The sequence below is a fragment of the Roseobacter sp. N2S genome (assembly GCF_031454055.1).
Lineage (GTDB): Bacteria > Pseudomonadota > Alphaproteobacteria > Rhodobacterales > Rhodobacteraceae > Amylibacter.
Genome location: NZ_JAVDQB010000003.1, coordinates 286,988 through 298,235 on the forward strand (window position 1 = coordinate 286,988; position 11,248 = coordinate 298,235).

Consider the following 11,248-nt stretch of genomic DNA (forward strand, 5'->3'; position numbering starts at 1 on the left):
GGCATGCGTCTCCTATTCGGCTGCGATTTGTTCGGCGGGGTACAGCACGGCCTTAAACGGCGCGGCCCCCAACCGACGGAATGTTTCGATAAATGTCTCGTCAGCATCGGCGCGCAGATCCAGATAGCCGTAAACCAGACGTTCAATGGCAGGAACGATCTCGTCATAGGCAAAGCCCGGACCAGCCCGTTCCCCGATAGCGGCGGTTTCTGTGTGATCGCCCCCAAGCGTGATCTGGTAGTTTTCAACGCCTGCGCGATCCAGACCCAGAATGCCAATATGCCCCACATGGTGGTGACCACAGGCATTGATACAGCCTGAAATCTTGATCTTTAATGCGCCAATATCGTGTTCCAGCTTCAATTCCTCAAAGCGGGTGGCGATTTGCTGCGCCACAGGAATAGAGCGCGCGGTGGCCAGCGCACAATAATCCATACCGGGGCAGGCGATGATGTCGGAAATCAACCCGATATTCGCCGTGGCCAATCCCACTTTGCGCAGCTGCGCATAGACTTCGGGCAGGTGGGATTTATGCACATGGGGCAAGATCACGTTCTGCTCGTGGCTGATGCGCAATTCGTCGTGGCCATAGCTTTCAGCCAAATCCGCCATCATGCGCATCTGTTCCGCTGTGGCATCGCCGGGTGTTTTGCCGTGGGCTTTGGTTGAAATGGTCACAATCGCATAATCGGCGTTTTTGTGTTCCGCCAGATTGGTATCTACAAACGAACGGAACGACGCATCTGCATTCTGCGCTGTGTAAAACGCATCCAATGGCGCGTTGATAAAGGCAGGCGCTGCAAAGGCAGCTTTCAATTCGTCCAGAACATCAAGAGCCGTGTTGTCAAAGGCCGCCCGTTGCAGAACAAAGGCTTTTTCCACCTCGTCGCGGATCACGTCCAGACCGTTTTCATGCACGGTAATCTTGATACGCGCTTTGTATTTGTTATCGCGGCGACCCAAACGGTTATAAACCTGAAGAATGCTTTCCACATAGGGCAGCAAATCCTCAACCGGAAGAAAGTCACGAATGACTTTACCAATCATCGGCGTGCGGCCAAGGCCCCCACCAACGATGACTTCATAGCCCGCGTGACCATCAGCACTGCGCACCATGCGCAGACCGATGTCATGGGCTTTGGTCACGGCGCGGTCGGTTTCAGACCCGACAACCGCAATCTTGAACTTGCGCCCCAGAAAGGCGAATTCAGGGTGGTCTGTGGACCACTGGCGCAGCAATTCGGCAGTGGGGCGCGGGTCTTCGATTTCATCCGCGGCAGCGCCGGCAAAATGATCAGACGTCACGTTGCGCACACAGTTGCCCGAAGTCTGGATCGCGTGCATTTCCACCTCGGCCAAGGCTTCCATGATGTCAGGCACATCCACCAGCTTGGGCCAGTTGTACTGGATGTTCTGGCGGGTGGTAAAATGCCCGTAGCCTTTGTCGAATTTCTCCGCAATCATCGCCAACTGGCGCATCTGTGCAGACCGCAGCGTGCCATAAGGGATTGCCACGCGCAGCATATAGGCGTGCAATTGCAGGTACAGACCGTTCATCAGGCGCAGGGGCTTGAATTCGTTTTCGGTCAGCGATCCGTCGATGCGGCGTTCCACCTGTGCGCGGAATTGTTTGTTCCGCTCGGCGATGAAGTCTTTGTCAAACTGGCTGTAGGAATACATGATTTATGCCTCCGCTTGCTTGCCGTGGTTATAGTTGCTGGGGCCCGTGGTGCGAAAGGTTTCGCGGAAATGGGCTGGCATGGGTTTGTCGTCATCGCTTAAGGCAGCATCGGCCAGATAAGGGCCAACAATTACGTTTTGCTGCTTTTCAGCCAGTGTCAGAACGTGATTGGCCAGCTTTTCAGTGTCCAGATACAGCGCGTCCTCAAACGCACCGACCCAGTCGCCCCGTTCATCCCAATAGATGACATCGCCTTGCAACAGATCGTTTGCTGTCAGAACCTTCGGCGTGAATTTCTTGGCCATTAGGCTTGCTCCATTTCTTCTATAGTCAGATCGAGCGCAGCTTGTGCCGCCGCCCGTGGTGCCAGACCCAGCAGCATCACTGCGGGACCAGACACATCAGATGCGTTCAAAATCTCGGGCAGACTGCGCAGGTTCGCCTGCAAGATCCGCTGATTGGCGCGGGATGCGTTTTCCACGATGGTTACAGGCGTATCGCCATTTGCGCCGTGCATCATCAGACGTCCGCGCAAAAAGCTGGCCGCCCGCTTACCCATGTAAATCGCTGCAACTGCATCGGGCTTGGCCAGATCGCGCCAGTCCTGATCGGCAAACCCGTCCACATCATGGGCTGTCAGGAACCGCAGGGCAGAATTGCGGCCGCGCTGGGTCAAAGACACCCGCGCATTGGCCGCCGCTGCGGAAGCCGCCGTGATGCCGGGTACAATCGCCCAGTCAATTCCCGCCGCATCCAGCGCGTCCATTTCTTCGTCAAGCCGTGCAAACATTGCCGGATCACCGGACTTCAGCCGCACCACATGGTGGCCTTCAGCCGCATGGGAAATCATCAGATCGTTAATGGCGTCCTGTGTCCAGCTTTCACCAAACCCGCGCTTGCCGGTTTCAACCACGATCGCCTCGCGCCGTGCCAGTTCCAGAATTTCGCCTGTCACCATTTGATCATGCAGAACTACGTCGGCTTCATGCAGCAGTTTACGCGCCTTTAGCGTCAACAATTCCGCATCTCCGGGGCCAGCACCCACCAGATCAACACGCCCAGCCGAGCGTTTTGCCGCCAGCGTTTGCTGCAACAGTGCGTCCAGCTCTGCTTTCACAGCGATTTCACCACCAGAAGCCAATGCTTCTGGGCCACGCTCGAAATAAAACCGAGACCAGAAATCCCGCCGCTTGCGCCCCATAGGCAGTACATCCGCTGCCCCGCGAAACGCCTGACCCAAACGGGCCAGCAGACCCAGTGAGGGGGGCAGGGCTTCTTCCACCTGTTTCTTGATGTGACGGGCCAGAACAGGGGCCGCGCCCTCGGTTCCGATGGCCACGGTCACCGGATCACGATCCACAATCGCAGGGGTGATGAATTGACTGTCTTGCAGGTTGTCCACAATATTGACCAGCGCCCCGCCCGCACGACCCAGTGCCGCCACACGCGCGTCCGCAGCGGCATCGTCTTGCGCGCCGTAAACCAACCGCGCGCCCACTGCATCCGCTGCAACCATGTCACGCCGATGCAGCACAAGGCGTGCATCTTTCGCCCAAGCCTCAATCTGCGCCACAGGAGCAGGTGCAAAGACGTGAATCTCGGCCTCGGTCTTGAGGATCAGGCGCAGTTTCGCCACAGCTGTTTCGCCGCCACCAGCCAGCAGAACCCGTTGGTTCACAAGATTAACAAAGATCGGAAAGTGCTTCATAACCGCATCCGTTTACAACTTCTTCCCGTGGATATAGCAGTTCGGGGGAAAATATTCCATTTACAAACGCGTTTTCCCGTGAAATAGGAAAATACACCCATATTATCGAGTGAAGTCGGAATAACAGCCGCCAAACGATAGGAATTCAAAAATGTCCATCGCCCTAGACCCACTGGATCGGAAAATCCTTGCTGAATTGCAAAAGGATGCGTCCCAATCACTCGATGAAATCGCGCGTTTGGTGGGGGCCAGCAAAACCCCTGTCTGGAACCGTATCCGCAAAATGCGCGAGGCCGGTCTGATCCTGCGCCAGACCACTTTGGTCGATCCTGAGATGTTAGGTCTAGAGGCTTGTTTTTTCGTGCTTATTCGCACATCCGAACACGATCAAAACTGGCAGGACAGCTTCCTGAAAACCCTGCTAGAGCGCCCCGAAGTCATGGAGGCCCATCGCCTTGCAGGGGATATTGACTATATACTAAAGGTCCGCGTCACCAACGCCAAAGCCTATGATACCTTCTATCAGGCCCTGATCGCCGAGGTGAAAATCTTCAATGTCACAGCCTTGCTGTCCATGGAGGAAATCAAGAGCACAACGATTCTGCCCGTCTGAATTGGGCCTTCTGAATTAAGGCTGCCTAACGTATGGCTTCAATGTTCCAAAAATACTCATAAAAACCGACAGACTACTTTTTCAACAACCCATCCGCCTTGCGCCGCACAATCACCGTGCGCAGGTCATGCATCGCCATCAAAAGATCATCGGCGAACATGTCGATCTGCTCCTCCGTGGCACGGGTTTGTACCCATTGCGCGGTCAGGTTCAGATGGTCTGTGGTGCGCAGCAGATCGTCGATGCGCCGTTCCTCGACAATCTTGCGCCGCGCCACAACCCAAGCGTCGATCTCGTTACGCTCGGCTGCGGTCGGGATCTGATCCCCTTGGGGTTTCACATCGCCGGACCGGATATTCACCACCGCGATTTGCTGCATGTCCAGTCGGCGCTGGCGGTTTTCCGCGTCGACACGATAAACCGCAGCACCGTTTTCACGCACCCGAAAGAACAGGTTTTTCAGATCGGTCATTCTTCGTCCTAGCTTAGACGCGCGCAAAAGGCTTGGATGCGGGTGCAGGCGTCGATCAGTTCCTCGTTTGACGTAGCATAGCTTACGCGAAAGTTGGGTGACAGGCCAAAGGCCGCGCCAAAGACGACGGCAACGCCTTCTTCTTCTAGCAGTTCGGTTGCAAACACCTCGTCTGAATCCACCTTCACGCCTTTTGCTGTGGTTTTCCCGATACATTCGGCAATGGATGGATAGACGTAAAACGCCCCATCCGGTGTCGGGCAAGAAATCCCTGCAGCGTCGTTCAGCATCCTGACCACCAGATCGCGGCGGTCCTGAAACACAGGGCGGGACATGTCGATATAGTCCTGAGTGCCGTTCAATGCCTCAACCGCGGCCCATTGGCTTATGGTGCAGGGGTTTGATGTGGATTGAGACTGTACCTTGCGCATAGCCGCGATCAGGGGCTTTGGCCCTGCCGCATAGCCAATCCGCCAGCCTGTCATGGCATAGGCTTTAGATACGCCGTTCACCGTGAGTGTACGTTCATAAAGACGGGGTTCCACCTGTGCTGGCGTGCAGAACTTGAAATCCCCATAGGCCAGATGTTCATACATATCGTCGGTCATCACCCAGACATGGGGGTGGCGCATCAACACATCAGTCAGTTGTTTCAACTCGTCATGGCTATATCCTGCGCCCGATGGATTGGACGGAGAGTTGAAGATCAGCCATTTGGTTTTCGGCGTAATCGCAGATTCCAACTGGTCGGCTGTCAGCTTGAATTCGGTCTGGATCGACGTATCGGCAATGACGGGCGTCCCCCCTGCCAGCAACACCATATCAGGGTAGGACACCCAATATGGGGCAGGGATCACCACTTCGTCACCTTCATTCAACGTGGCCATCAGGGCATTATACAGCACTTGTTTGCCGCCCGAAGACACAGAAACCTGATCGGGTGTATAATCCAGCCCGTTGTCGCGCTTGAATTTCGCACAAACAGCCTGTTTCAGCTCGGCAATGCCGTCTGGGGCGGTGTATTTGGTTTTCCCCGCATCAATCGCAGCCTTGGCAGCGGTTTTGATATTGTCTGGCGTGTCAAAATCCGGCTCTCCTGCGCTCAGCGCAATAATATTGCGACCGGCAGCTTTCAGTTCTGCAGCTTTTGCAGAAATCATGATGGTTGGCGAAGGTTTCACCCGTTCCAGTGTTTTTGACAGAAAATCAGACATGGCGTGGTCCCTTAAATAATAGTCCTGCCTGTCTTAGGAGCGGGACGCAAAGGGTGCAAGGGAAACCGTTTTACCCTTGGGCTTGCCTGTTTGGCGGACCCGTTCTAGAAGGCGGGTATGGAACAGATGCCCCCCAAAGAAGAATCCCATGAGACCCGACTGCGCCGCTTGCGGATGCGGTCCTGGCGGCGTGGGATGAAGGAAATGGACCTGATTCTCGGAAAATTCGCGGATACACAGTTGGCAAGTCTTTCGACAGAGTCGCTGGATTCGCACGAACATCTGATGAATCAACCGGATCAGGAAATTTATTCCTGGATTACGGGGGCTGCACCGACACCGAGCGAATTTTCGCCTGCAATAGCGCGAATTTTAGCTAATCTGTCTGTAAGATCGTCGTAATTTCTCAAAAAATCGCTTCAGTTTAACCAGTTGTTGGAACTTTTGCTTCAATTCTGCCTGTGACACATACAGGCGGAGTAAAAACATGAGCATACATACAGCAGTCAATTCGCAAGACAAAGAAACCAAAGGGACAGAGTTTCTGGGATCCTATCTGGAAACCCTGTCCATGGTCGAACGATTACACCGGCTTTTGCTGGATGTCATAAAGGATGAGTTTGAGCGACTTGGCTTGCTGGACATTAATTCGGTACAGGCCTTGTTGCTGTTTAATATCGGTGAAAATGAAGTGACCGCAGGCGAGCTGAAGTCGCGGGGATATTATCAGGGATCGAATGTGTCCTATAACCTCAAGAAACTTGTCGAAGCGGGCTATATGCATCATCACCGCTGCGAAATTGACCGCCGCGCGGTACGCGTCAAGCTGACCACGCGGGGGCGGGAGATCCGCACAATTGTATCCGAATTGTTTGAGCGGCATGCGGGTGGCATGGTCGGGCAAGACGTTATCGAAGAGGTCGGTTTGCAGAATATCAACACGGTTTTGCGGCGTGTGGAACGGTATTGGACCGATCAAATCCGCTATATCTATTAAGATATGTTTTTAGGCGGGGGCAGGGTTGGCGCATTTGCATTGCCAAAACACAGCAGACACGTGCGGCGTTTTGTGGTCTAACTGAACGGGAAAATATATCCTATCTGGGGATCGGCCCGCTGTTCGGGTCGCAGGAGTAGGGTGCTGCCTATGGATTATGACCAACAAATCGACAACGCTTTGGCCCGTTTGCACGACGAAGGCCGCTATCGCGTTTTCCAAAACATCCGTCGGATGAATCAACAGTTTCCCCGCGCAGTCTGGTCAAAGCCAGATGGCAGCGAGGCTGAAATCACCGTCTGGTGTGGCAATGACTATCTGGGCATGGGGCAACACCCCGTTGTTCTGGATGCCCTGAAAGCTGCGGCGGATGAAGCTGGTGCTGGGTCTGGCGGCACAAGGAATATTTCCGGAAACACCGCCTATCACCACGCCCTAGAGGTGGAGTTGGCTGATCTGCACGGAAAAGAACGCGCCGTGGTTTTCACCTCTGCTTATAACGCGAATGAGGCAACCCTGTCGGTCTTGCCCAAGCTATTCCCCGGCCTGATTATCCTGTCGGATGAGTTGAACCACGCATCTATGATCGAAGGCATTCGTCACGGTTTCTGTGAAAAACATGTGTTTGCCCATAATGACGTAGATCACCTGCGCAGCATTCTGGAAACCCTGCCGCCAGAAGCACCAAAACTGATTGCCTTTGAATCTCTGTATTCGATGGATGGCGACTTTGCCCCGATTGAAGCGATCTGCGATCTCGCAGATGAATTCAACGCATTGACCTATATCGACGAAGTCCATGCCGTCGGCCTGTACGGTCAGCGGGGCGGTGGCATCACCGAACAAGATAATCTTGCCCATCGTATTGATATTATTAACGGAACTTTAGCCAAAGCCTACGGGGTGATGGGCGGTTACATCGCCACATCCGATCGCATGGCTGATGCTGTCCGCTCTTATGCGCCAGGGTTTATCTTTACCACATCCCTGCCACCCGCTGTTGCGGCGGCGGCGGCGGCCTCGGTCAGGCACCTGAAAACCGATAATGCCCTGCGCGGTATTCATCAGGCCAAAGCCAAGCTGCTGAAATCCCGTTTGCGGGCCCTGAACCTGCCGCTGGATGATCGTGGCAGCCATATTGTCCCCGTCCATGTGGGCAATCCGGTGAAATGTAAAATGCTGTCGGATATGCTGTTGGAAAACCACGGTATTTACGTCCAGCCGATTAATTTCCCAACAGTTCCACGCGGGACTGAACGGCTGCGGTTTACCCCGTCCCCGGTCCACACAGACGCCATGATCAACGCTTTGGTTTCTGCACTGGACGGGCTTTGGGGGCATTGCGCCTTAAATCGCATGGATATGACGGGGTAATTGCGCAAGCATTGCCTGTTACATGTTTGATTTAGGCGGATTTTTGCCTGCCAGTAAAATGCAACAATTATCACACTCAGGGGTGCACAATATCTCTGGCGTGTGGTATGCATGCATCTAATCAGTCGGGTGAACGAATCGTCCGGTGCGGGGGCAACCGCACGAAAGACTACGAACCGGACGCAAGGGGTCAGGCAGGTTGGATGGACAAAGGCTTTGGTAAACAACAGCCGCGTGGCTTTGATACGTTTGAGGTAACACTCGGAGATCAAATGCGCGGGGAGCGTGCGACGCTCGGCAAGTCTTTGCTAGATGTGCAACGGGATTTGCGCATTAAAGCCACATACATCTCTGCAATCGAAAACTGCGATCCATCTGTCTTTCAGACACAGGGATTTATCGCAGGGTATGTGCGGTCTTATGCCCGTTATCTGGAAATGGATCCGGATGAATGTTTTGTCCGCTTTTGTGAAGAAAGCGGCTTTAACGGTGTGCATTCTGATCTGAAACCCGGTTCTTTAGCAAATAAATCCGCCGCTTTGCTGCATACACCTGTGCGCCCTTCAACGGCTGATCCGATTGCCCGTCCACGGATTCCAATGACACCGCCAAGCGTTGGCTTTTTCAGTAATGTATCCCCCTCGGGTCTTGGTTCGGTTCTGGTGCTGGCTTTGTTGTTGGCGGGTCTTGGCTATGGCAGTTGGGCCGTTCTGCAAGAGGTTCAGCGCGTTCAGTTTGTGCCAGTGAACCAAACCCCAGGTGTCACATCCGAGGTGGCAACCCTGCCGATCGAACCCACATCCCAGCGGGATAATGTGGTGGCTCTGAACCCTACATCGGCGTTTCAGACCTCTAATCTAGACCAATTGTATCGCCCGACCGAATTGGAAGTGCCCCAAATGGTGGCGCGCGATGCCCCGATTTCCTCGTTCAATGCGGGCAGCCTTGGCGCTTATGCCGATTTGCAAGCCCCTGTGGTACACCCTCCAATGGCCGAACCCGTCGCGCCGCGCGTCGTCGCCGAGGGGCCGCCACCGGTGGATGTGGTTGCCTTGAAACCTGCCTGGATTCGCGTCTATTTCGACGATGGCGCTGTTTTGTTTGAGAAAATTCTCGACGCAGGCGAACGGTATCGTATCCCCAGCGATGTTGAGGGTGCGAAACTGCGCGCGGGTAACGCAGGCGCTGTTTTTGTGATGGTGGGTGATAATACCTACGGGCCTGTCGGCAATCGCGGCGGCGTTGTGCGCGGCGTGGCCTTGGGTAAAGACACAGTAATGGAAAACATGGCTTTGGCCACGGATTTGTTCACTTCGCCCCTTGCGCCTCCGTTGAACGGATTGAACCCAGTTGCCGATGCCAGCGGGTCTAACTGATCTGCGGCATTGCAGCACTCGTCGGCCTGTGTAAAACACCCTATATTCAGTGCAAACAGATCATTCGTCAGGAAAACCCATGTCCCTGAATGCCGTGCGCCCCTGGCGCAACATTTATCGCCGTAAATCCCGCCAAATCCACGTGGGCTCTGTGCCTGTCGGGGGCGATGCGCCGATTTCTGTGCAGACGATGACGAACACGCTGACCCATGATGCCAAGGCGACGATCAACCAGATTCAGGCCTGTGCCGATGCGGGTGCGGATATTGTGCGGGTGTCTTGCCCGGACGAGGCAAGCACCAAAGCCATGCATGAAATCGTGCGTGAAAGCCCGGTACCTTTGGTTGCAGACATCCATTTCCACTATAAACGCGCTATTGAGGCCGCCGAGGCAGGGGCCGCTTGTTTGCGGATCAACCCCGGTAATATCGGCAGCGCAGATCGTGTGCGCGAGGTGATCAAGGCAGCGCGTGACCACGGCTGCTCGATCCGGATTGGTGTGAACGCGGGGTCGCTGGAAAAACATCTGCTGGATAAATACGGCGAACCGTGCCCCGATGCGATGATCGAAAGCGGCATGGATCATATGCGGATTCTCGATGATAACGGGTTTCATGATTATAAAATCAGCGTCAAAGCCTCTGATGTGTTCATGGCGGCAGCCGCCTATCAAGGTCTGGCCGAGGCGACGGATGCCCCGATTCATCTGGGCATAACCGAAGCCGGAGGCCTGACTTCAGGCACCATCAAGTCCGCCATTGGCATGGGCAATCTGTTGTGGATGGGCATCGGGGATACCCTGCGCGTCAGCCTGTCTGCGGACCCTGTAGAAGAGGTCAAGGTCGGCTTTGAAATCCTTAAATCCCTTGGCCTGCGCCATCGGGGCGTGAATATCATTTCCTGCCCGTCCTGCGCGCGGCAGGGGTTTGACGTGATTAAAACCGTGGAAATCCTTGAAAAACGTCTGGAACACATCAAAACCCCGATGAGCCTAAGCATCATCGGCTGTGTGGTGAATGGTCCGGGGGAGGCGTTGATGACGGATGTCGGGTTTACCGGCGGCGGGGCTGGATCGGGTATGGTCTATCTGGCGGGCGCGCAAAGTCATAAGTTGAACAATGACCAGATGATTGAACATATTATCGAACAAGTTGAAACGAAAGCGGCGCAGATTGATGCGGAACTGGCAGTGAAAGCTGCTGAATAAGTCAAACCTTGGAAGGGGATTGGGGATGCTGGCTTGGATCATATTCGCGCTTGTTGTGGCTTTGGTGCTGTGGGTCCGCTTCGCCCCGAACGAGCCCGCCCGCTGGCATGTAGACCCTGCCGTGGTGACAAAAACCGCCAAGCCAAACCAGTTTTTGATGCGCGATGGCGGGGATGCGCCAGCAGAACTATTTGATCTGCCCCCCGAAGACCTTGCAGCGGCGCTGCACGAAATTGCCGTGGCACAGCCAAGGGTTACGGTTCTGGCAGAGGATGCTTCGGATTTCTGGATCACCTATGAACAGCGCAGCAAGCTGATGGGCTATCCCGATTTCATTTCTGTGCGGATCATCCCAGGTGCAGGCGGAAAATCTGCGGTGCAAATCTATTCGCGGTCCCGTTTTGGCAAGTCAGATCTGGGCGTGAACAAGGCCCGTGTGACCCATTGGCTGCGCTTGTTGCGGGCTGCTGTTGCGGGATGACATGCAGGTGCCTTCGGTCTCGCGCCACATGGGATTGTTCAAGGACATTTCACAGCGCGCCTGAAAGCTGCGCCCGTCCACAAACATGCAAACCACTTCGCCAAGTTCCACACGGGCACCGGTTT

The 11,248-nt window shown here is 54.8% G+C and carries 12 protein-coding genes; 7 read left to right on the top strand and 5 right to left on the bottom strand.

Annotated features, from left to right (window positions below):
- Positions 1-12 precede the first annotated feature (12 nt).
- Genes GGE09_RS10450 through cysG form a run of 3 tightly spaced genes read right to left on the bottom strand, consistent with a single transcriptional unit; the run spans position 13 to position 3,389 of the window.
- A complete protein-coding gene (locus tag GGE09_RS10450) occupies positions 13-1,680 on the bottom strand; it encodes a nitrite/sulfite reductase (protein ID WP_309746063.1) in 1,668 nt (555 codons plus the stop codon).
- A 3-nt stretch (positions 1,681-1,683) separates the two neighbouring features.
- Positions 1,684-1,986: a DUF2849 domain-containing protein gene (locus tag GGE09_RS10455; protein WP_309746064.1), complete on the bottom strand. Its 303-nt coding sequence runs from the start codon at positions 1,984-1,986 to the stop codon at positions 1,684-1,686.
- Positions 1,986-3,389, bottom strand: a complete 1,404-nt coding sequence (gene cysG / locus GGE09_RS10460) for a siroheme synthase CysG (protein WP_309746065.1) — start codon at positions 3,387-3,389, stop codon at positions 1,986-1,988. Before cysG ends, GGE09_RS10455 begins: the two co-directional genes overlap by 1 nt.
- 151 nt (positions 3,390-3,540) lie before the next feature.
- Between cysG and GGE09_RS10465 the strand changes: the two genes are divergently transcribed.
- Positions 3,541-4,002 carry an Lrp/AsnC family transcriptional regulator gene (locus GGE09_RS10465; RefSeq protein ID WP_309746066.1) on the top strand — a complete coding sequence of 154 codons (462 nt, stop codon included), beginning with the start codon at positions 3,541-3,543 and terminating at the stop codon, positions 4,000-4,002.
- Positions 4,003-4,075: 73 nt separating this feature from the next.
- On the opposite strand, the gene GGE09_RS10470 is transcribed toward GGE09_RS10465, so the two are convergent.
- Positions 4,076-4,474 (bottom strand): hypothetical protein, encoded by a 399-nt coding sequence (locus GGE09_RS10470; RefSeq protein ID WP_309746068.1) that lies wholly within the window; start codon positions 4,472-4,474, stop codon positions 4,076-4,078.
- Positions 4,475-4,482: 8 nt separating this feature from the next.
- A complete protein-coding gene (locus GGE09_RS10475; protein WP_309746069.1) occupies positions 4,483-5,688 on the bottom strand; it encodes a pyridoxal phosphate-dependent aminotransferase in 1,206 nt (401 codons plus the stop codon).
- 117 nt (positions 5,689-5,805) lie between these two features.
- On the opposite strand from GGE09_RS10475, the gene GGE09_RS10480 reads away from it, so the two are divergent.
- The 6 genes from GGE09_RS10480 to GGE09_RS10505 all read left to right on the top strand — a co-directional run bounded on the left by GGE09_RS10480 (position 5,806) and on the right by GGE09_RS10505 (position 11,123).
- Positions 5,806-6,090, top strand: a complete 285-nt coding sequence (locus tag GGE09_RS10480; protein ID WP_309746070.1) for a succinate dehydrogenase assembly factor 2 — start codon at positions 5,806-5,808, stop codon at positions 6,088-6,090.
- Between the two features lie 85 nt (positions 6,091-6,175).
- Positions 6,176-6,685 carry a winged helix DNA-binding protein gene (locus GGE09_RS10485; RefSeq protein WP_309746071.1) on the top strand — a complete coding sequence of 170 codons (510 nt, stop codon included), beginning with the start codon at positions 6,176-6,178 and terminating at the stop codon, positions 6,683-6,685.
- Between the two features lie 150 nt (positions 6,686-6,835).
- On the top strand, positions 6,836-8,059 hold the full coding sequence (gene hemA, locus GGE09_RS10490) for a 5-aminolevulinate synthase (protein WP_309746072.1): 1,224 nt from the start codon (positions 6,836-6,838) through the stop codon (positions 8,057-8,059).
- A 203-nt stretch (positions 8,060-8,262) separates the two neighbouring features.
- A complete protein-coding gene (locus tag GGE09_RS10495; protein WP_309746073.1) occupies positions 8,263-9,435 on the top strand; it encodes a helix-turn-helix domain-containing protein in 1,173 nt (390 codons plus the stop codon).
- A gap of 79 nt (positions 9,436-9,514) precedes the next feature.
- Positions 9,515-10,642, top strand: coding sequence for a flavodoxin-dependent (E)-4-hydroxy-3-methylbut-2-enyl-diphosphate synthase (gene ispG, locus GGE09_RS10500; RefSeq protein WP_309746074.1), 1,128 nt, complete (start codon positions 9,515-9,517; stop codon positions 10,640-10,642).
- Positions 10,643-10,667: 25 nt separating this feature from the next.
- Positions 10,668-11,123 carry a DUF1499 domain-containing protein gene (locus GGE09_RS10505; protein WP_309746075.1) on the top strand — a complete coding sequence of 152 codons (456 nt, stop codon included), beginning with the start codon at positions 10,668-10,670 and terminating at the stop codon, positions 11,121-11,123.
- Positions 11,124-11,248 lie beyond the last annotated feature (125 nt).

Coding starts and splice junctions, on each gene's coding strand:
- GGE09_RS10450 (WP_309746063.1), bottom strand. CDS start 1,680: ATGTATTCCTACAGCCAGTTTGACAAAGACTTCATCGCCGAGCGGAAC.
- GGE09_RS10455 (WP_309746064.1), bottom strand. CDS start 1,986: ATGGCCAAGAAATTCACGCCGAAGGTTCTGACAGCAAACGATCTGTTG.
- cysG (WP_309746065.1), bottom strand. CDS start 3,389: ATGAAGCACTTTCCGATCTTTGTTAATCTTGTGAACCAACGGGTTCTG.
- GGE09_RS10465 (WP_309746066.1), top strand. CDS start 3,541: ATGTCCATCGCCCTAGACCCACTGGATCGGAAAATCCTTGCTGAATTG.
- GGE09_RS10470 (WP_309746068.1), bottom strand. CDS start 4,474: ATGACCGATCTGAAAAACCTGTTCTTTCGGGTGCGTGAAAACGGTGCT.
- GGE09_RS10475 (WP_309746069.1), bottom strand. CDS start 5,688: ATGTCTGATTTTCTGTCAAAAACACTGGAACGGGTGAAACCTTCGCCA.
- GGE09_RS10480 (WP_309746070.1), top strand. CDS start 5,806: ATGGAACAGATGCCCCCCAAAGAAGAATCCCATGAGACCCGACTGCGC.
- GGE09_RS10485 (WP_309746071.1), top strand. CDS start 6,176: ATGAGCATACATACAGCAGTCAATTCGCAAGACAAAGAAACCAAAGGG.
- hemA (WP_309746072.1), top strand. CDS start 6,836: ATGGATTATGACCAACAAATCGACAACGCTTTGGCCCGTTTGCACGAC.
- GGE09_RS10495 (WP_309746073.1), top strand. CDS start 8,263: ATGGACAAAGGCTTTGGTAAACAACAGCCGCGTGGCTTTGATACGTTT.
- ispG (WP_309746074.1), top strand. CDS start 9,515: ATGTCCCTGAATGCCGTGCGCCCCTGGCGCAACATTTATCGCCGTAAA.
- GGE09_RS10505 (WP_309746075.1), top strand. CDS start 10,668: ATGCTGGCTTGGATCATATTCGCGCTTGTTGTGGCTTTGGTGCTGTGG.